This window comes from Candidatus Pseudomonas adelgestsugas (assembly GCF_004124255.1).
Lineage (GTDB): Bacteria > Pseudomonadota > Gammaproteobacteria > Pseudomonadales > Pseudomonadaceae > Aquipseudomonas > Aquipseudomonas adelgestsugas.
Genome location: NZ_CP026512.1, coordinates 183,039 through 206,634 on the forward strand (window position 1 = coordinate 183,039; position 23,596 = coordinate 206,634).

Sequence of the window (23,596 nt, forward strand, 5' to 3'; positions counted from 1 at the left end):
AGCGATAGCAATCGCAGTACATGTAGCACTAAACCAACATTAATCGAGAGCCAAATGCTTAAACTGCGTCCCTATAAAGTTGCACTTAACGGCTACGGCCGCATTGGTCGTTGTGTTTTACGTGCTCTGTTTGAGCGAGGTGCAGCGGCTCGGTTTGAAATTGTTGCCATTAACGATTTAGCCGATATGGCTAGCATTGCATATCTAACAAGCTTTGACTCTACCCATGGTAGGTTTCCAGGCACAGTATTGGTTGATGGTAATTTTCTATATATTAATGGCGACTGCATAAAAGTATTATGCAGTGCTACTCCTGAAGGCATTGGCTGGGCGTCGCTAGGCATCGATTTAGTTCTAGAATGTTCTGGTGCTTACTATACTCGTACTGATGGCCAGCGTTTTCTAAATGCCGGAGCGCCGCGTGTACTGTTTTCCCAGCCGATGGCCAGCGAGACAGATGTTGATGCAACTATTGTCTACGGCATCAATCATGATCATCTTACTGGAAATGAGTTGTTGGTATCCAATGCTTCCTGTACTACTAACTGTAGTGTGCCGCTTTTACGCCTGTTAAATCAGGCAATTGGCTTGGATTATGTATTGATCACTACTATTCATTCAGCGATGAATGACCAGCCTGTGATTGATGCCTATCACCATGATGACCTGCGTCGCACTCGCTCGGCCTTCCAGTCAGTGATTCCAGTATCTACTGGTTTAGCTCGTGGTATTGAGCGATTACTACCAGAACTAGCCGGGCGAATCCAAGCTAAAGCCATGAGGGTGCCAACGGTAAACGTATCTTGTTTGGATATTACTATGCAGACTATTAATGATACTGATGTGTCAGAGGTTGCCAAGATTTTGCGTTATGCCGCCGAAACTGGCCCCCTCAAAGGTTTATTAGCCTACACTGAGTTACCACACGCTAGTTGTGATTTTAATCATGACCCGCATTCAGCGATTATTGATGCTAGTCAAACCCGTGTTTCTGGTCAGAGGCTGGTAAATATTCTAGCATGGTTTGACAATGAATGGAGTTTTGCTAATCGGATGCTAGACGTAGCAGAGTATTATCTGTGCATCGCTTCTAAGTAACCTCAATAATAATTCAGGAATTGCGATCCACATGACTATATTAAAGATGACTGACCTCGATCTCCAAGGTAAACGTTTGCTGATTCGTGCAGACTTTAACGTCCCATTCAAAAATGGTGTTGTCACTAGTGATACGCGCATCTTAGCCTCGCTGCCTACAATTAAGCTTGCTCTAGAAAAAGGTGCGGCTGTAATGGTTTGTTCTCACTTGGGTCGTCCGACTGAAGGTGAGTTTTCTTCTGAAAATAGCCTTAAGCCTGTTGCTGAATATTTAAGCAAGGCCTTGGGCCTTGACGTGCTGTTGTTGGCGAACTACCTAGGCGGTGTCAATGTTAAGCCAGGTGAAATTGTATTGTTCGAAAATGTGCGCTTTAATAAAGGCGAGAAAAAGAATAGCGACAAACTAGCCAAGCAATATGCGGCTCTATGTGACGTGTTTGTGATGGATGCTTTCGGTACTGCGCACCGTGTAGAGAGCTCGACCCACGGCGTAGCTAAATTTGCTAAAGTTGCTGCTGCCGGTCCATTACTAATTGCTGAACTAGATTTCTTGAGCAGGGCCTTGGCTTCTCCTGTGCAACCGATGACTGCTATCGTGGCTGGTTCTAAAGTCTCTACCAAACTGGAAGCGCTCAATAGTCTCAGCCAGATCTGCAGTCAGATAATTGTAGGTGGCTGTATTGCTAACACCTTTTTGGCCGCTACTGGGCATCCTGTAGGTAGGTCACTATTTGAACCAAACCTGCTTGTCACTGCTCGCGCTATTGTTGCTAAAGTTAGTGTACTACTGCCGGCGGACGTTGTAGTTGCTAAGAAATTCGCTAAAAACGCTGAGGCCACTATTAAGCTGATCGCTGACGTAACTGCCAATGACATCATATTGGATATAGGTCCACAAACTGCAGCCAGTTTTGCTAAACTATTGAAATCTTCCCAGACTATTCTGTGGAGTGGTCCGGTTGGTGTATGCGAGTTTGATCAGTTTGGCTGCGGCACTAAAGTGCTAGCCAAGGCAATTGCTGAAAGTTCGGCATTCTCTATAGTAGGCGGTGGAGACACCCTGGCGGCTATCCATAAATATAGCGTTGCTGACCAGATATCTTGCGTATCTACTGGTGGCGGTGCATTCCTCGAGCTTGTTGCAGGCAAAGTCCTGCCAGCTGTTGAAGTATTGGAAACCAGAGCTAAATTTAAAGGCTCATAACCTAAAAAGTAGGTATCTTGTAATCAAGTTGTGAACACTGATGATTTGATTATGCATAAATATAAGGCTTAGGCATACAGAATACTATATTAATATAAATCACGTCTAAAATTTAGCATCTAACTTGTTCAGTAGCAGCATTTAGATTTGCAGAGCAAATGTTAACAGATAAATTGCTTTTGTAGGCGCGCTAGTTTTACATGAATATAGTTTTAAAGTTATATAAGTTGTAAGCTGAACACAGTAATAGCAATTTAGCCAGATAAAACTCAAATCATTGACTTGCAATAACTTGAATAGCAGCTACCGCTGCGGTAGGCTTGTACGATTAACGACCCTTGACTTATTAGAGATAACACAATGGCACTTATCAGCATGCGTCAAATGCTGGACCATGCAGCTGAGTTTGGCTACGGCATCCCAGCTTTTAACATCAACAACCTTGAGCAGATGCGCGCTATCATGGAATCCGCTGACAAGACCGACTCTCCAGTGATTGTCCAGGCCTCGGCTGGTGCCCGTAAATATGCTGGTGCGCCTTTTTTGCGTCACTTGATTCTTGCGGCAATTGAAGAATTTCCACATATTCCGGTATGTATGCACCAGGACCACGGTACTAGCCCTGATGTTTGTCAACGTTCAATCCAGCTAGGTTTTAGCTCAGTAATGATGGACGGTTCACTAAGCGAAGACGGCAAGACCCCCACCGACTACGAATATAACGTACGTGTTACCCAACAGACTGTGGCTATGGCTCACGCCTGTGGCGTGTCGGTTGAGGGTGAGCTAGGCTGCCTTGGTTCCTTGGAAACTGGTACGGCTTGCGAAGAAGATGGCATTGGTGCCCAAGGCATACTGAATCATAGTCAGATGTTGACTGACCCGGACGAAGCTGCTGACTTCGTGAAAAAGACCCAAGTGGACGCTCTGGCTATCGCCATAGGTACCGGCCATGGTGCTTATAAGTTTACCAAGCCACCTACTGGTGAAGTCTTGGCGATTGACCGTATTAAGGAGATTCATAAGAGCATTCCTAATACCCACCTAGTGATGCATGGTTCTTCTTCGATATCGCAAGAGTGGCTAGCGATAATTAACCAGTATGGTGGCAAAATTAAAAAAACTTATGGAGTACCGGTTGACAAGATAGTTGAAGGCATTAAACACGGTGTTCGCAAAGTTAATATTGATACAGACCTACGCTTGGCATCTACCGGTGCAATGCGTAGCCTGATGGCTACCAAGCCTAGCGAATTTGATCCACGTAAATTTTTTAGTGCTACTATAGTGGCGATGCGTGATGTATGTATCGCTCGCTACGAAGCGTTCGGTACTGCTGGTAATGCCTCAAAGATCAAGCCGATCTCATTGGAAGCGATGCATCAGTATTACTTGCAAGGTAATTAGCATGCTACATTCAACTAAACTTCTAGTATTTAAAAAATCTAACAACAATATCGCATTGTGTAGTGCGCTATATCATACTTATATAATAATTTTTTAATTTTTTAAATACAATTAAATGTCTGCATAGACGTCGTGTTCTTGTTGCGGAGATAGTGATCAAGTAAACTGCAGTTATAAAAATTATAATTACATTATATTACTGTAACAGTGATAAATATTTTATATGGATGCTAGAAGGGGAAACTTATTTAGCTTTTAAGTATAAATATATCATTAGCGAGTTTTTTTGTCGTAAAGATTCCTGTTAGTCCATTAAAATCAGTTGTATATTCAGTAGTTCATATTAGTTACCGTGATTATTTTGTGAATAAAACAGGAACAAAATAATTATTAATATATGTCTTTAAAGTAAAGATTAATACGCTTGATATATTATCATCTTCCAATCTATATTTGGGTATTGAATAAATAAAATACTGCTACTTTTTAGGCATTAAGATATAATTAAGTTATATATAGTAAATATGCATATAGAACAATTCTTATGTTTGATTTAGAGGTATCGCTACACTAGTTAACTTTATTATTATTGATTAATATGAATGTACTCAATGTAATATTTTTAAGCCTAAACACAGCTGTGTCTTTTGCTCCTTGTTGACGTTTTGTATACGTTAAAACGCTTATAGCAATCAAGACCTTTATATCCTCTAATTAGATAATTTTATAGTTATCAAGATCATGTGATGCGATTATCCTAAAATATTGTCATGGCTTGGCTCATAATAGGTGCGGTCTTAGCTGTGTTGTTTTAATCGTGCTTGGCAAAATCTAGTAAAAGTAAATGATGTCATCAATATTAAGTATTGTAGACATACGTTAAGGGGTTGTATGCACAGAGTCCAGTCTGTAGTTAGATGAGTCGTACGTTGCTGTCGATTAACAGCGCAGGGTTAATCAGTGGCTGTTATAGTTCAAGGAATGAGGTAGCGAGATATCAGTTGCAGTATTATAATGAATACTTAATTCTGAAGAAAATAACTACAGTGCTACTGTGATGTACATCATGTAGTTATAATGGCATATAAAAAATTGTTAGTCTCGATGTAAGCCTAATTATGTAGGCAGTTGTTTAGTATAAATTTTGTACAGTGTGCCGCGAAAGTAAATAGCGTTTACGGCATATATGCCTATCATAGGCATCTAGTATTACACTTTGCTGTCTTTACTAGACGTATTAATTTTACATTTACTGGTCAGTAGTGTAGGAGAGGGTATCAATGACTGTATACGAGGGATCGACCTAAATACTTAGACTTCAGATAAAAAATCAATCATTGTGTTAGTTGCTTAATGTAAAATGAATGTTTAAGTCTGAATGATTAATAAGTCTTTATAGGTAGTGGTTGTACAGTCATTCAGTTATTAAACAGTTTATCGAAATTTATTTAGAGGCATATACATACTAAAATGCCACGGCCATGATTAGTCGTGACTATAAGGCTAAACCGTTATTTGGTCTTCTGGGCTTTAGTGTGATATTTACACACTACGTTACGTTTATTTTTTTAATTCTGGATTCGCAGAGGCTAAGGCTGTAATGTTTGTTTAGTTCTTATATAAATAGTGATCAGTATAAGTCACTCAAGAAAGACATGTAAAATGTATTGGTTCCATACCACTGTGCTTGCAGTTTGCATTTTTTAATGGTTGCAGACTACCTGAAAAATATTTTTTTGTCACACGCTGGTATAGCGTAAAGACTATTGTATAATGATCGTAGCTTATCAGTTAAAAGCCTTTGAATTGCTACTTAAACACAAAGTGTGCTTAGTACTGCCAAATGTGCCTAAGTCTATTATAAATAATCTAACAGTTATGTGTCTTATGCACAACAGTATAATGTATATGCATAACGCTAGTCATTTTGATGACTTTTCATGTTTAATCTGTCAGCTAATGTATTAGAAAACTGTGATGTACTTAAGTACCAGTACAGTTGATTAATATTAATGTATCACTTTAGTTTAAAATCTAAACACCTGGTATTAGCACTAGGGCAATTGTCTTGCTCTAAAATGCTTTAGCTATAATCTGGAATTAACATAAATAGATAATTATTAATATAATTCAGTATAGTAATATAGCTATTTTTTATAGGATAATATGGTTGCTAAATTATAAAGCAAACATTGCTTGCATGTCTTACAAAGTCCATGTTCTGGTATGATGAGATTGCAAGATGTATGAGATGTTACCGTAAGAGTAAAATACAGCATCAGTACAATATAATTTGTACGCCCTTTGGTATACCAAAAGGTATACATTAGTGCTATCAGTGGCGCATATTTTATGCGCCTGCGTTAGCGCTGTAGAAGGTCATAGTTGTAACATTGCTGAATATGTATAAAAGTTGATCACTGAAGTAAGTGTACGGTAAGACTGCTGTTTAATTCTACTGTCGACTTGTTTATTGAAACGCCATATTATACTATTGTACGGTGGTATATGCTTTACTGTGTAGTAAACGTAACGAGTTGTTGTTGTTATTGCTGTATCTAAATCTCGACTGCATCACAAGCTAGTCATTAACTTGTTGAGGTAAGACGTAGCTGATCGCATGCTTGTTTTGAGTAAGCGCAATAAATACTAACGTATTTACTTTACTATGGTATTCTAGTGGTACTGGCTGGGTTTAAAATTTCCTGAGCAAATAGTAAAAAAGTTAACAACGTTGATTGAGTGAGTATTTCTAGCGTGGATGTGTTACTAAATAGTAACATCTAGTGTTGCCGCCTAACCGGACTGAAGTTCAGATTTAAACGGTCCACTGCGTATATATGATATTGTAATATACAACACTAAACGTTTTTTAATATTAACAGCATTCCTTTATGATTAAAAAATAAAAGCTGATACTAGCTTATAACTGATACTGGAAAACAGCGTGTACGCTACGATTTACAATAAAGATTGTACTTTAACCATTTATCCTAGGTATGACTTCAAGATTAGTGCTTGCGTAGTTTTAAAGATGTGCTGCTAGATGTATTTGACTGCAATTATATAAATGAAGCTAATGAGTTAGTTGAGCAGCTAAATGCCCATTAACGCTTAAGGCTAGTCAGTCAACTTAGTAAGCACCAGAACAAATATAGGATGCAGGAGCGGCAGTTAGAAGTCGAAGCCAGTGAAGACAGATTAGCGCATAATGTTAAGAAACTTCTCAGTCACTCAAATTACCATAAAAGATCGTGGCGCGTATCGCCATCGATTGCTTAATTTTTTGCTAGTGCTTTTGTCTAACTTATTTAAGTTAGCGTGTGATATGGCTCAAAATCGACTCTTAACCCGCGATGCGGATAACTGTGCCTAGCATAGGAAATGACTATAGCATGTAGCTTTGATCCTCTAGTGATAGTTAGTATTTTAATACGTCAGTTATGGCAGAAATTATATATATGCGAATAATGTCAATTACTGAAGATTAGTAGCCGCTCGTTTATTACGTAATTTTTGGCAGTATCACTGCTGCTTTAGCAGAGAAATAGCGGTCTGGCCTTACCTTTTTCAAATTTAGTCTGATTTGACTAAATTAAGTGCCTATGTGAGTTTTGTGGTATATCCTATAATCGCACCGCAATACATAAAGACCAGACTTGCTCAGCTTATCCATTTATAGAAGTAAATGCGCTATTAATCGCTAATGACTAATGTTATTCGACAAATTATCTTGACTTTATTTACTATGTTCTTGGTTTGTGCATCATGATTTTGTTAATCTCAAATCTAACAAAAAATTTGTATTTGTGCGCTGATTAAAGCGGTTTAGTTAGAGTTTTCTGTGCATGTTTGTGGTAAATGAGTTAGCGTATTCTAAGGAATACGGATTACAAAAAAGCATTTTATATACTCTGTATAGTATATAAAGTTTAGCTGCTTACTATGTATAAGGTGATTTGCTGGTATGCTTCACGTTTTGCGATTTACAAAGCATGTTTTTAGCATGTAGGGCATGTGACTATATATGCAAGTAATAATATAAATAGTTTCGCTATCGCTTTTATATAGTGATGGTGCGCTTGATCTAAAGTTAACAAGTTAATAACGCATTGATATTGTGTAACGCTATCAGTATGATTATAGCGTGAGAAACAATTACAGAGTTTACTGACCTGAATATTGTGTGCTAGCTTGAGCTGAAGTACAGTGTATACAAATAAGCTTAGTAATATTAACTTAGTAGTTATGGGTGCTCTTGATTAGCAGCAAATTAAAGCGCATTTATTATCGATCAAGCAAGTGTTAGGTTATCTATAAATATATGGCAGAAACTGGAAGTAACAGCGATAGCTTTCTAGGTTGCTTGAATATCTTTGTTTAAGTGCATGGCTAATGTGCGTAATGGTTTTAACTGTCGACAGATTAATGCTAGCTGCGCCTGCACTAACTGCTGTACTTTATCGATTTCATTTGTCATCTGTTCTAAATTTTCAGTTATTATTTCTTCGGTATCACTCTGAATCACAATCGGCTGGTTATTGGCTAACCCAGTAGCGATTTTGTCAAGGCTAGCCGCTAAGGTATTACCTACGCTATCGATCAAATACTTATGCATGTCGGTCTGCAGCTGGGCTTTGCGGTATGCCCCAAGCCCCGATAGATAGCCAAGTAGCGTGTGCGACAGCACTAGAAAGTGAAACCCCATATTGGCTTCTTTACGGAAATATTTAGGTTCCATTAACATATTGGTAAGCGTGATCGATAGCGTCGCATCAGCGTTATACGCATCAAGCCGCGCTAAACGGTAGGCATGGTCATCTCTCTTTTTGATGGCGTATTGTTGCATGATTTGACGTAGATAGTTGCTGTTACAAGCCAGGGTATTAGCCAATACTGTATTTAGACGGCGACCTTGCCAGTCTGGCAGAAATAGGAAAACCGCCAAGCCTGCTATTAAACTACCAAGCATGGTGTCGAATAAGCGTGGTAGGAATAGCCCATAACCATTGTCAACCTGGTTACAGCAGAATAATACCATTAAGGTTATAGCTGTGGTAGCCAGCGTGTAACTAGTAGTGCGGTTGATAAAAAACACTAGACCTGCAGCGATGGCAAACATTGATTGTACTAACTGATTTGGGAATAAACTAAATAACGCCCAGGCTACGGTTAGGCCGATAATGGTGCCGATAATTCTTTGGCCTAGCTTACGCTTAGTAGCACCGTAATTAGGTTGGCAGACGAACAAGGTGGTAAGAATGATCCAGTAGCCATGCGCTGCATGAATTATGTGTAGTGTGCAATAACCGATAGTTAAAGCTAAGGCAAGACGCAGCGCATGGCGAAACAGCAATGACGCTAGCGTGAACTGTGTGCGTAGGCATTTATACATTTCTTTAAAGTTACGTGTAGTTTTGTTTAGCAGATGGTTGTCGGTAGCGTCAGTCACAGAGTCTAGGTTATTAGCGTTACTGAGTAAGTAGTTTAGTGCCGCTAGGTTGTCAGCTATGTTGCTCAAAAAGTACAGCGACAGGTTGTGTTGTGTTTGGTTGTTTTGTATACAAAAATGTTTTAACGAGGCATTCAAGTCATCTATGCATTTAGTGAATTCATCATTATAAATAAATGGCTGTTGTAGCTGTATAGAGTGAGCGAGGGTTTGGCATGACTTGCTTTGTTGGTGCAATAAGCACTGGCAGTGAAATAGTGCATCCCTGTAGAAGACGGCTGTGGCCAGAGCATTGTAAGGATAGTAAGATGAAATGGCGTGTTCATGTATGTCCTGGGAAAGGAAATATAGTTTCAAGTAACGGCTAACTGTTAAGCTTGGGTGGCCATGACCTATGCGGTGCAGGATGATTTCTTTCGCTGCGTTTAGTGTTGTTACTACACGGCTATTTTGTTTGGCTAGCTTTAAGCAGCGCGCCTCTACATCCAGTTGACTCATCGGTTCAAACAATGATGATTTGAGCTTGAGGTAATATCCTAGTTCGCGATACAACCGCGCCATGATTTGTTGTATCGGTTGGTTAGGAAATATCGCTTGCCATAACACTGATAACACGCCATACCAGGCTGCACCGGCTATCAACAACAACGGCTCATGCCAGCAATTAGTTGCTGTGTCACTACGCTGGTCTATGCCAGTCATAGTATATACTGATAAAATTAAAGTCGCTGAAGCAATCGCACTATAACGCTCTCCCAAGGCGCCCAGCATAGTTAGGCAGAAGCTTGCTAGCGCAAGGGCACTAGCAAGGACCCATGGGTAAGGGAACAATAACTCGACCAATAATGCAGCAATACTGAAACACACTATGGTTGCTACTAAGGCATGCAAGCGACCTTGCCAATTATCATCAGTCTCAGCTAAAGCACTTGCGATAATTCCTAGGAATAGCTGGATTAGCGCTATCATTTCATTCTTATACCAGCACAGAGCTACGCTGCCTGTGAGGGCGATGAATATTCGTATACTATAACTAAATTTATCCAGCGCCCATATGCGCTGCATAGACTGCTTGAAAGTGGTCGATGACATGAAGTATGAAGTCTTCCGGAATAATATAGCTGGGCTGGTTTGCTAATGACGCTACTGCAAGCTTGCTACTTATAGAAAGCAAATAGTGTTTATATGGTTAAGTGTGCATTATTTTATTAATGCGCCAGGCAGTATATTAGATGAGATATTGCGCTAGCTATATGTACTTGTTAAACAATAATAGTTCACGATTAGATTTTAGAATTTTAAGCTGCGAACCTAGTAGGTTATATGCGCTGTTACTAAAATGTATAGTGCTTATTAGTATTATGAGTTAGCCGTTTCTGATCCAGATGGTGACAAGGTGTGTCATATTGACTATCATTGTAAGTTGGTTAGTCTGAGTAATTTAGGTGCCGTAAATTGCTAATATATATAGGCATATGTTTCATTGTTTCTTAAGAATATCTGTTTTGGTTAAGTAGTTCGCTGTTATCTGCAAGCTACTTGGCGGTGCGTTGCTGTTTGCGTCATCAGTGCTCATACTATATGCAGTGGCGTTAGTTAGTTAGTTTGTATATAGGCTTTACATGCGTTAATCAGCGTAACATCACTGCGTTAGTAGTTTTCGCTTGTAAAGTATCTAAGCTCAAAAAAACTACAATAGGATCAATAAATATTGATCAGTACAAATTTTTTTGTAACTAAGGACTTTTGTTGGCGATCACCTAGGAATACAATTCATCATAGGTAATAATATTAAAAAATATTGTAAACTTTGTTAAGATGCTAGATAAACTCGATATTAACCTGGTGCCAGTTGTGATGAGCTTAGTGCTCAAGAAGCTACCCGTTCAGTTGACTGGCTAACAAGCTTCAAGAGTTATTATATTTAACTGCTGCCTCATATATGCTAGGTACGGCAGCTGTGTTTTGTAGCCTATAGCCAACCAGAATAGAAACTAAAATCTATCAGTCTAGTGCTAGTTGAATGAGCGGCATAGAAGTTAGCTAGATCTGTGCCTGTTATGTGCTCCAGCTAATGTTTTCTAGTACTGGACCAGCCCATTCTATTAACTGTGCAAGCTGTTGATTGTAGTTTGACGAGGCATGATTGCGAGGTAATAATTATAAAGCATGTAGTAACGGTGATAAGATTTCGTAAACCTGTTATAGGTTACCAGTAATAAAGTTAGCTATCTAGTTTAGATTCGCTATTCTAGTAATGCTAAGGACTACCAGCAGGTATCGTTAGTCAGACTAAGACTGTAGAGTACTATATTTGTATTTGGTTAATTTTTAGTACTTAGCTTTTATTAAAGAGTGCAAAATTGAATAACCATATTTGCATTTGCGCAACTAATAAAAATATTTATTATTTGTAATAGTTAGTTTTAGGTGGCACTATTAGTACCTTGAAGTTTTTTAATCAGGTGTCTCAATGTAACAACACCTGATATTATTAAAACTGATGATGTTTGTTGGACGCAGTTTTATCTAGTTACATTAGCAATTTTACTGATTAGCTCAGCGCATTCACCTCTCAACTAATAGTTATTACGCATATCGTCGATAGATTAAAAGCAATGAGCGCTTGCTAGTGAGCAGTGTTTGATTGTCGGTAATAAATTTAGTTTAGATTTTATTATCAGCTTTAATATTTTAAGTTAGTGATGTGGCTGCGGCTATTTCTAATATCTAACATATTTTTTACTTAAAATTGCAACAATGGTATTACCCATTTTGTACAGCATGCTTGCGCATATCATAAACTGTTTGCTGGTAGTAAGGACACAGTATATTGTGCCCATAACCGTCAAGTTATTTGGGTATACTAAGTTAAAGCTTTTATTAAAAAAATGGTGAGTCATATTATAGCATGCTAAAATTGATGGTGTTCATAACGCTAGTACTAATGTGGTTACGCTTTATCTCCTACAATGCAGTTAAGTTTTAGTGTGTGGACTGATAGATTCTTGAGCTTGCAGTGTTCTTTAGTTATGCATCAATAGTATGTAGCGACAACAAAGCGAAAGTTATGAATAAATCTCACTGCATGGCTAGTCAAGTTTAGTGTTACCTAAATTACATATTTTATTGTTGTTGCAATTAAGCGCTGTCATGCCTAATCTAGGTAAAATAAAATGTTGAACTTGTCGTAATTTAGTGCTGATGCAGAAATAGATCTGCTATATACTATGCGTGCATCCAAGTTTACTGCATGACCAAATAGTACTTGTCTTATATTATTATAGATTTTCACTCAACACTTAATATGTGGTCACTGATATAATGTAAATGATTAGTTTAGATCTTATGATAAGTTAGTTAGCGATGTTGCTAGGTGCATAATATATATGCTTATTAAGCATGAGCGCGCTAGTTTTCCTTATAGGCGGCCTATAATAGGGTCTTAGTTATTGTTATGCAGTATGACTCACTTAATGCATTGTCTTGCAGTTACGGATTTTTAGCGATTATGATAGTTAGTCTGTTAAAATTGTCAGTGGTGAGAATGGACATGACAGATGCATCAATCACACTTAAGTATTGCATGCCATGCTCGTGGCCTTTTGGTAATCCACTATAGTCATCTTATTTGGTGCTTATTTTATACGAGAAGTACTGGTAAAATACGATTTTTGCATCATCGCAGATGAATTTATGCCACTGCTTATCAGTTTGCATTGTAACATATAGTTTAATTTTCAGATATGGTATTGGATTTAGCGCTAGTAGCTATATGATTTCACGGATTAGGCAGATTTTATCATTGAAATCCTGCAGGTTTTACTCGATAGTTATGTATTTAAAGAGAATACTTAAACATTGCATTAGTTCTTTAATCTTAGTAGCACGCTACTATAGTGGTGTGCGAACTCAATATATAAAGTCTATATGCGCCTGATGGTAGTACTTTTATGCTATTATTACTGCTTTAGTAAATCGCTACTAATAGGAATTAGTACTGTATGTTAGGCCAATGAAATGTTTGACTGGTATGGATAAAACCTACCAGCTCCAAACTGATTGCTGGTGCTAATAGTTAGTTAGTTATATTCAAAGTAGTAAAGAGCACAGTGACATTGTTTATATGCAATGCTGTACTATATGTATAGCTTAAAGTCATCTTGCTGATTTTCGCCTACGCCTAACAGGTTGTGAGTTACAGGTATATCTAAACTGTACGGCAAATTAATTCTGCTAACACATGAGTGTTGAAGCATTTATAGCACATTTATTGCACTGTTACAAGCCAACTTTCCTAAAGAACAAGAGCTTCAATGCGCTCTTCGATAGTTGGCAATTTGGTCATGCATGTCATGGGCTGCGTTTGCTTTCAAAATACTGAATCAGTTATTGCGTAGGTGACAAATAGTTAGGACTAAATGCTTTCAGTAATGCCTGAATAACTGCACGCAGTACTAGCATGGCAGTTTTTTGTGGTTACGTTAACAGGCTATTGCTGCTGCATGGCTGGTTAAAGTAAAAACCGATGGTTTTAGTTTTTTTAAAAAACACTGCATGCTGTCTAGGTAAGGTTAGTTTACTAGGTCTAGTACTCTTGATTATTGTTGTGTAGTGCTAGCTTGTTTCCTATGTGGTAACGAGCCTGCAACTTATTATGCATATTAAGATACAAATCTACTGGTATCGGTGATAAACTAAAACATTATACAATGTGCTATGATGTTGAGTATCACTAGTTTAACGTCGTGTTGTTCTAGTCTATCACCAGAGCAACAACGATAGCATAATATATGTAAGTAATATCGTTCTCTATACTTAGCCTGATTATAAACGGTTTAATCTATGAGAACAGCTTATGGTGTGCGTAGCTAAAAATTAGCGTTTGCACATAGTAGATATTTAAACAAGTGTTAAGCAGGCAGGTATAGTAATCGCGAATACTATAGTAAAATTAGCTCTGGCACTATAATTAAACCATACAATGTTATTTATTAAAAATTGTCTGATTTGTATCATCTCTATCATTAGTCATATCATATTAACAATTATTTGTGCGCAGCAATAATTTCTAATAATACACCGATAACTATACAGGTTAGCGCAACTAATAACACCTGCGCGAAGTTGTCTATAGTGTTTATTAGTACCTTAGATACCGAATCAGCATGATGTAATTTATGATAAACATCTTTCGGCTCAATTCGCGTTAAATAAATTCAATGAGTAGTATGACTAAGTAGGTCAATACCAGTAGATACAATTATGTTGGCGTCAAGATTGTGCTAAGGATGATGATATCAGCTATCTTACGAAGATAGTTATGTATGAGTCTGTCATGGATCGACGGTTTATTTAATATGTTAGTGAATATGTACATGTGAAAAAATAAAATACTACAGACCATAAATGCTACTACTGTATTAGCGATTATTTATCTACATTATCTGTAATAACTTTTAGTCTTAGCTCTCTATTGATAGTAGTGATATTTTAATGCCAATCATTGATCAGTTAAGCTGTCAGACGGGACTTAGCTACTTACTACATTTTTTTATTTGTCATGTAGAATTTTACCTGTCAGGATATTTTATATTAATGTAAAACTACAGCGTGACTGTAAATCATCAGTAATACTATATTGTTGAGTATATTTTGCGAATGTTAGTATAGGTTATAGCCTAGTTTAAGTTAGTTTGCCTGATGGTCTTACTGTGGTATGCACTGGAATGCATAACGTATGATATAATAAATCTTTACATTAGTATAGTCAATAAACATACGTCCGTTGATTCTTGATAATCATAGCTTCGCTGGCTCCAGCGTTGCCGCATCATTGGGCATAATGACGTATCTGGTTAGATATAATTACTGCCATAAATTATTGTCTATTTTTTCTAAAATGTTTATATAAACACATTCATAACAAATATAAGTACTAGCGTGTGCAGTTTCAGCATATGCTTAGTACTAATTACCAACAGCTACAGTAAATTATTGTACTAATTAAAGCTTGTATATGAAGGATTGTATTGACTCAAGTAGCTGGTAGTATGTGTCACCGTGTTACGCTGTCAGTTATAATAACTATTATAACAATGCTTACACTGTTTGCTATCTAGTTATTACTTGAAGCTGTACACAATTAGTGCGTCGCAACTGTTTTAAGTAGCCACTAATGTTAATTATTAAAGTGCATTGGCGTGCAGTTATGTATCTACGTTGTATGTACTTCAAATGCTACTAAGAATATTTCAATAGTTACTCTACTGAGTCAAGCTTCAGCCAAGGCAGTTATTAACGCTTTTTTGTACTATCAGCAGGCAATTATCACTATATTGATCTATCACTGATAGGCATAATTTAATGCACCTGTAACTCTAAGTAAAATTGAACTATACAATAATATGTTAGTGCACCACTTGTACCAGTGGTAGCCAGTAAGAAATATACCTATGAACGAGCACCTTAAACTATTACTAAAATGAATTGCTTTATCGGTTTAGTCATTCGTGTGCCACACCGTTATTCGCTAAATATAATATTTTATGTTGCAGAGTTTTAAGTAAACGATCAACTATAAATCTAGATTTTTTTCTTTGAGCACATGATAAGCGCATACCTATAAAAATTATAGGTCTTTATCGCCATCTGATGATGAGCCTTCAATACAGTGTTTTTATCCACTACTTATACTAGCAAATATTGCTAAAAATAGATTTTTGAGCAGTTCACTAACTACGCAGCATTCCTAAGTAATAAAACCACGTAGAACTTAAGCAACAACAGAGCTATGGTTCTTGAGTCAGTAAATATATTAGATTTAGCTGTGTTGCGCTAATCTTATCGAGTAATGCAAGCTAATATTTTATGTTTTTCGGTGTGCTTTTCTGAGATAAATTTAGTATTTTGTATACATTACTATATAGTAGTAGAATGAGCAGAATTTAATCCTGGTACACGCGAAAAGTCGATCCTTGCTTATCTAGTGTTTCCATTAGACTATTAATGATGATTTTTTAGTAAATAAGTGTTTTGCGTAAAGCACTAGATTTTTAGGTAAAATATCTCTAGATCCAGACTAATAAGCTAGGTTTACTTGCATGTAGACAGGCTGTCTGTAAAAGTTGATGTACTAATTAATACATCCACATTAGATCAGCCATGAGATTGTCAACGTATTTTTTGTTTAATTATGGGTTAACTTCATTCTAATGATCACGTTACTTACTAAACAATACTACTTGCTTTGCTATTGGCTTTTGTATGCTACTAATACTGATATAGCTTTTAATCGCGTTTAGGTTAGCTAGCTAGCTAGCTGCAATTAACTAACTAGTAAGCCTCAGTGCTATCAGTGGTTTAAGGTTGTTACGTAGCTAGTTAAATGAGTTGGAGCGCTCTACATCTTTAAAGGTAAGCTTGTCGAATAGTGCTAGTTGCAACACGTGATGCACAATGATTTTAATGGCATAGAACATTGATGACAGTTTGGGAAAAGAGTAGAAGTAGATCTCCCTGAGGTTATATATCTACTTAGGCTTAGTATGGGTTATATGCTGGAGTAAGCGTGGCGTTATTATAAAATCTTTACTTAGGTAGCACAAAAAAGTATTTATAATTAGATAATTAACGTTCATTATCTGTATGGCGTGAGTATGTATAGATATGGTCTAATAATATTTTTTATTAAGCGCTGCCAGTTATCTAATCAGCGTACTTGGTTGATCGCTAAAATACTTCTTGCTTTTAAGCTGCAGTTATTCATGTGTAAGCTTATTCATACAAACGCTAGGGGCAGTTAGGTATCGTGTTGCATTGGGCGCAATAGAGGCGCAGGTGGTGATTCGATCAGTGTCAGTTCACGTAATTCTCATTGATGTTGAGTGCTAGTACTTAAATATTTTTGAGACAGCTAATACTTTCAAAAGTAATCGAGTATTAAGTTGTTCGTAAGCATCCTAAATAAATGAGCTATATAAACTCCTGAGTTTAACAAGTTACAGCTTTTGTGCGTGTATGGTAACTCAATCAGGCCGGATTAAATTGGTGACAGTTCCTTATCATCATATGTAATTAGTCCGCTAACTCATTATTATTGATTTGGCACAACTTACTATTTTAGTTTAATATTTAGACTACATTAAGCTTTTGTTTTACCTGAGTACCAAGTTCCAGTAATCAGCATTTCCTGTCCTAAAGAAAATGCTAATCTACGTTACCTAATACGCCGCTAGCCTTATCAATAAAGAAGCAGATCTTACTATTATTGGGGTCGATATACAGCGTATAGCTATTGTGTATGTTGAGAGGTAGCGCGAGTTACTTTAGTGCTCATTACTTGAGATTTACAAACGTTAAATTTTGATAGAACTCACTCTATTGAGGTTGTTAAACATACTTTAAAGCTTTAATAAAAAATCGCTACTCAGGTATATTAACATATATATCATGATTGACTGCTACCACAAGTAGATTTTAAACAAATGTCTTATCGCTATATTTATTAGCATCTACTTACCAGCACAAGATGTGCCATATAAATATTACTGTTACTCTTAAGTAAATCTAAGTCAATCTACCAGATTGCCATATTTGCTACGTTTTGGTATTACCAGTCACGACGCAATAAGTTTATTTATTGGTAAGGCTAGCTACGATCAAATTTAGGTTAGCTACACTTATTGATTGTAAAATGTTGTCAATCTGCTGGAGCTTTGTTCTGACTAGCAAGACTGCTACTGACATATATGTTGTTTTTAACATATGTCAGCCAGATTATTTGTCCTTGCTCTAGATAACCGGTATTATTATAGCTTATGATATATTTTAATAAGTATATCACTGTTTATGAAGTGTTTTTATGCTCAAAACTACTTATGGTAGTGCATTTAATTAGCGTTGCAGTTTTTTACTGTTGGTTGCTACTACTGAAGCAGTATGCGAAAGTTTTTCGCATACTAACTACCAGCTCTGTAGTATTATTTAGTTAGTGTAGCTTTATAGAGTACTGAAGATTTTTTACCGGATTTCTTAGTTTTAACTAGTTAGTGTATTCTTTATTTATCGCTATTGGCGTGCGGTTGTTGTCGGATGGAAGACAAGCAATATCATGAAGTTGTTGTTGTAACTAAATTGATATGTTAAAGTGCATGCAATCTTATTGCTGAGTAAGTTGATCATGATCTTAATGTCGTTGGAGTAGCTATCAGCATTGAGAGTTAGAGTTAACTTGATTGCACAGTTATGCAGTTCAGCCTAGATATTATGGCTTTTTCTATAACTAGTAGTTATAAAAACTAGTTATTAATGAATACGACAATTGTTGTTTTCAGTCTCTAGTTCTATTTATTGCTAGCTATATTGGTAATGTGCGTGTTTGCGTACTAACAGTGCTAGACAGTTGTATGTTTGTTCAGATTATTGTGACAATAGTTTTAGATAGCGCAGATTTGACTAGTATAATTAGTGGTGCATATTTCTGGCGGCACTAAACCTTTCTAAAATAAGCTGAGACAACTGATATTTGCATGTTGCATAGAATGTTTCTGTCTATAATGCTTATAGGTATTAGCATCCGTTAATAGTCAAGTAGTGATATCGGTGGTGAGTATGTCGCTGCCTAGCGTTAGCGTGAAAGTTATGTGTTTTAAAAGTCAGATGCTAGCGCGAACTCTATGAGTATGTTGCGTTAGTGGATCTTGGCATTTAGGATTTGTTGCGTAGTGATCCCATTTAACTTGGGGGGGGGCTAAAAATAAGTGTGCACGTATCGAAGGCCAAGCTCTTTATAACGATAGTACATTAGCACCAGCAACTGGTTAAAGCCATACTTGCGTAGTCATTACATATATAAATTGCGTATTTTGTTTTTTATTATTAATAAATCTAGCTATGCTCTAACTAAGTGTAGACTGAATATTTATATTCAGATTGACAGTGCATTAATCTTCATTAAATATGCAGAATATTTGTATCGTGAATGTAGGCAATTGTCCACCCCGCAGCGTCAAGCTTAAGCATAATTAAGGAATTATCCATGAGCGCTAGCACCCCTGCTACTTTGCGTCACGATTGGTCTCTGGCTGAAGTCAGAGCGTTGTTTTTGCAGCCCTTTAATGATTTATTGTTTCAGGCGCAGACTGTACATCGTACACATTTCGACGCCAACCGCGTGCAGGTATCAACTTTACTGTCGATTAAAACCGGTGCCTGCCCTGAAGATTGTAAATATTGTCCGCAGTCTGGTCACTATAATAGTGGTTTAGAAAAAGAAAAGCTAATGGAAGTGCATAAGGTCCTCGAAGAGGCTGTGCGCGCTAAAGCCATAGGCTCAACGCGTTTCTGTATGGGTGCTGCCTGGAAACACCCTTCAGCCAAAGATATGCCATATATACTGCAGATGGTTAAGGGTGTCAAAGCAATGGGTCTAGAAACTTGCATGACCATTGGTCGGCTTGATTGGGACCAGGCTAAAGCTTTAGCTCAGGCAGGTCTCGATTATTATAACCATAACCTCGATACTTCGCCGCAGTTCTACGGCTCTATAATCACTACTCGTACTTACAGCGAACGCCTGCAAACTTTAGCCTATGTGCGTGATGCAGGGATGAAAATTTGCTCTGGTGGTATTCTTGGTATGGGGGAGTCTCTAGATGACCGCGCTAATTTATTAATTCAGTTGGCTAATCTGCCTGAGCATCCTGAGTCAGTACCGATTAATATGCTTGTCAAAGTCGCTGGAACGCCATTGGGAAATGCTAAAGATACTGATCCATTTGATTTTATTCGCATGCTTGCCGTAACGCGTATCTTGATGCAGCAATCACATGTGCGACTTTCTGCTGGTCGTGAGGCGATGAATGAGCAGATGCAAGCTTTAGCTTTTTTTGCTGGTGCTAATTCGATCTTCTACGGCGATAAATTGCTGACTACAACAAACCCACAGATCAACCAAGATATACAACTATTTGCACGTCTAGGAATCTTACCTGAAGAGCGTGAAGAACATCCTGATGAAGTGCACCAGGCTGCAATTGAGCAAGCATTAGTAGAGCAAAAGAGTAGTGCACTATTTTATAGTGCTGTTATTTAAAATCATACTGATATTCCTATTGGGACGCAATGTAAATGCAGCAGCTAGCTAGTTCGTTATTGTGGTTATTTTAGATACATTAATCTCTGAATGTACTGCTGTTATTGCAGGTAAGCTCAATGTATAATTGAGCTTAGCTTAAGCATATTTACGGGGTTGCCAGATTTTTAATCTGGCCTCATGACTGGCTACGTTGAATACCTAGATCTTTTGTCATACTACTTACTCCATAGCTATTATGGTTGGGTATTATTAGTATATGGCTAGTCTATTGTACTTGGTGGTTTCTGGCTAATGAAGAGGTAATAATAGCTAACAGAAGACGCTCGCACTGGCTTTACTAAGCTAGCGTGCGTTTATAATAATTAATTTTAGTGTAGTTATTGCTAAACATATTAGAGGTGTGTTTCCATCTATAAAAGATTGCTCGCTATTAGTTTTAGTGTATAGCTGCTAAAATCTTTAATATTGCTAAAGCTTTAACTATGTTCGACCATATTTATAGGTAGGTTTAATAAATTTCACGTTGTGCTGCCGTGCAGCGTCTAGCAGACTCTAAGCAGTAATAGAATTTATTTATTACGGCTACGCTCTCGCCTCTTGAACTCAAGAGGCGAGAGGAGTATATCGCCCTGTATCGTTGACGTGTTATGATAGATCTACGTTTTGTTGCTTATAAAACCTTGCTAACGCAATACTATCTGAGATATTCTACGTTGTTCGCTGGTTGTTACGCCGATTTTGAGTGATTCCTAATTATTGTAGTTTGCTGTGTGCCTTAAAAGTTGACGAAAACCTTAGTTGTGGTTGCATAGGATTATAATTATTAATCAGTAGTGCTTTGAATGCGTCCTCTAGTGCGTTTTATGCTAGGTTAAGAGCCTTAGCTGATTAACTTAGTGTTCCGCTTTACTTTTTCAGGCCTGTTAGGTAAGGTTATTGTATATGTTTTTATTTAGGATATTGAGTATTAACTCAAGCTGCTAATCACTTGTTAGTAATGTTGCTAGATATACAAAATATTTTTGAATAAGTTGGTGACGCTTTTTTGCTGGAAGAACTTCAAGATATAGCGGTGAGGTCATATAAATTTTTGCATAAAGGTTGTTAATGGTTAATTTATTTGCTCTGTTACTTCTAAATAGCTACTAGGTAAACGCTAAGTGGCTGTATCTTTTTTCTCGTGCGTTAGCTTATTTGATGATAGCTGGGTTGCGCCCATGGTGCGTGTGGTGGCAATGCGTTATTGGTATGTTTGTTAATATTCTCAGCGCCATGGCTACAAAGATGATCAGACTAAACTTATAGCTTGTAGCAAGGATTTTTAACTATATATTGAATGAGCAGTTGGTTGCTAGCTATAAGTTATCGCTAGAGATTTCTAAAAACATTTTTAATATATTAATATCTAATTGAGTAGCGCCTGATGTTTTACCCATCAGTGATACTCTATTTTATCCTGTAGACTGATAGTTGCTAGTTAATCTTTTTTCGATGTAGCAGTGTAATGATGTATTAATTTTGACGCGGTACTCAAAAAAAGCCTATTGTTTGCTGTACTAGATTATTGCATGTTAGTATTCGCGAGTTTATGCGTGGGGTAAGTCTAGAGCTCTCGTCTTAAGTGTTTGCATTATTTAGATGTTATGCAGCCGTAGTTCACTAGACTTAAGCATTAAGTTCACATAACTGCAATCTATAATATTATGATACCTTATCATGGCGTGCGTAGATTTTTGCGCTTAGCGAACGCTATTTTCAGTAGCATATTGCTATGTTCAATGTCATAACTCCACATATTAAGTATTATACGCTATACTGGAGAAATCTTTATGAGCGCAGCTTACTTCATTACCGGTACTGATACAGATGTCGGCAAAACTACTATTGCTACTGGACTGTTGTATGCTGCACGGTTAGTTGGTAAAAGCACCGCTGCCGGAAAACCTATCTCCTCTGGTTGTCAGGTTACCCCTAATGGTTTATGCAATGCTGATGCAATAGCATTGTTGGCCGAATGTTCTTTACCGCTGAGCTATGCTGAAGTTAATCCAGTAGCGTTTAAGCCTGCTATCGCTCCGCACTTGGCTGCGCGCGAAGTTGGTGTAGCACTGACTGTGCGGTCGCTATTAAAACCCATGCAGTATATACTTGCGCAGCAAGCAGATTTTACTATAATAGAAGGCGCTGGAGGATGGCGGGTACCCCTAACTGATCATGATAATCTATCTGATTTGGTTATAGCGCTTAGGCTGCCAGTAATTTTAGTAGTTAGCGTGCGTCCTGGCTGTATAAGCCACTCATTGCTAACTGCAGAAGCTATCGTACGTGATGGTTTGTTACTGGTTGGCTGGGTAGCAAATATTATTCGCTCAAAGATTTTTCGTCTGGAAGAAAGCCTCGCTACCCTAGCTGAACGGTTGCCTGCACCATGCTTGGGACGTGTTCCGAAACTCAAGCATGCTAGCTCGGCAGTCGTAGCCAAATACTTACAACTTGATCTTCTTGACTAATTTAGATATTTTTTAATATACTGACATTAGCATTAATTGTTAGTTATTGCCTTGTGAAAATGTCTACTAAAATTTAAGTTTTTTGATTCTCCAAAGATCAGTCTACACTAAAAAATTTCTGTAAGCAATGCGCTCTAATTAAAGTCTAAATGTAGTTCAGGCTTGGCACAACTACTTCGTTCGTGGCTATCTGTATAATTGTTATCGTTGCGACGATATCATACATTAACTTTTTATTTGTCTTGTTGTGCGCTATGTTGTTATTTTTACACTTTCTTTGATATAGTATTTTCAATTTACGTTATTATAGATAACGCCTGTTTAGTGTTTGACAACCTACAGATTGTACATATAAGTGTAATTAACATCAATAAAAAATATGGTTATTTATCCCAGGATAACTTAGCAAAGATTTGTTGCTATGTTTGGCTATCAAGTCAGCTTAAATATTATCAGCTTCGTTTATGGCTAACTGTTTAGTTGTGAGAGGTACTTTGAGAGTCTGCTATCTTGTAAAGATATTATTTAGAATATAGTGAGCACTAGATACTTCTAGCAATTGTCACCACCGTTGAATCGCATTGGTAGTATTAAAAAGTATAACTGAATAGAGTCAAAGTTATTAAGGTTTTTACTAGCTTTAAAGAAACTTATAATAATTTTTTTGATTGCAACTTAGTTTGACCATGCTCACTAATGTATAGCATTAGTGAGCGTTACAATATAATTGTATATTATATTTATGGTATAAAAATAGTTTTTTTATATAGCATAATGTCTATGCAATAATCCTCTCTGCGGCTACAGGCTTCCTGATCCAGGTATGT

General features: G+C 37.3%; 6 protein-coding genes. 5 read left to right on the top strand and 1 reads right to left on the bottom strand.

Annotation, left to right across the window (positions count from 1 at the left end):
* Window positions 1-54: 54 nt before the first annotated feature.
* The 3 genes from epd (at window position 55) to fba (ending at window position 3,709) form a co-directional block, all read left to right on the top strand.
* On the top strand, window positions 55-1,098 hold the full coding sequence (epd, locus tag C3B55_RS00480) for an erythrose-4-phosphate dehydrogenase (protein WP_129210492.1): 1,044 nt from the start codon (window positions 55-57) through the stop codon (window positions 1,096-1,098).
* Between the two features lie 31 nt (window positions 1,099-1,129).
* Window positions 1,130-2,302: a phosphoglycerate kinase gene (locus C3B55_RS00485; RefSeq protein ID WP_129210494.1), complete on the top strand. Its 1,173-nt coding sequence runs from the start codon at window positions 1,130-1,132 to the stop codon at window positions 2,300-2,302.
* 360 nt (window positions 2,303-2,662) lie between these two features.
* Window positions 2,663-3,709 (top strand): class II fructose-bisphosphate aldolase, encoded by a 1,047-nt coding sequence (fba, locus tag C3B55_RS00490; protein WP_129210496.1) that lies wholly within the window; start codon window positions 2,663-2,665, stop codon window positions 3,707-3,709.
* Window positions 3,710-8,066: 4,357 nt separating this feature from the next.
* Here fba and yccS read toward each other — a convergent pair.
* Window positions 8,067-10,253 carry a YccS family putative transporter gene (gene yccS, locus C3B55_RS00495; protein WP_129210498.1) on the bottom strand — a complete coding sequence of 729 codons (2,187 nt, stop codon included), beginning with the start codon at window positions 10,251-10,253 and terminating at the stop codon, window positions 8,067-8,069.
* Window positions 10,254-19,200: 8,947 nt separating this feature from the next.
* On the opposite strand from yccS, the gene bioB reads away from it, so the two are divergent.
* On the top strand, window positions 19,201-20,256 hold the full coding sequence (gene bioB, locus C3B55_RS00500) for a biotin synthase BioB (protein WP_129210500.1): 1,056 nt from the start codon (window positions 19,201-19,203) through the stop codon (window positions 20,254-20,256).
* Between the two features lie 1,832 nt (window positions 20,257-22,088).
* Complete coding sequence (gene bioD, locus C3B55_RS00505; protein WP_129210502.1) at window positions 22,089-22,769, top strand: dethiobiotin synthase; 681 nt, start codon at window positions 22,089-22,091, stop codon at window positions 22,767-22,769.
* Window positions 22,770-23,596 lie beyond the last annotated feature (827 nt).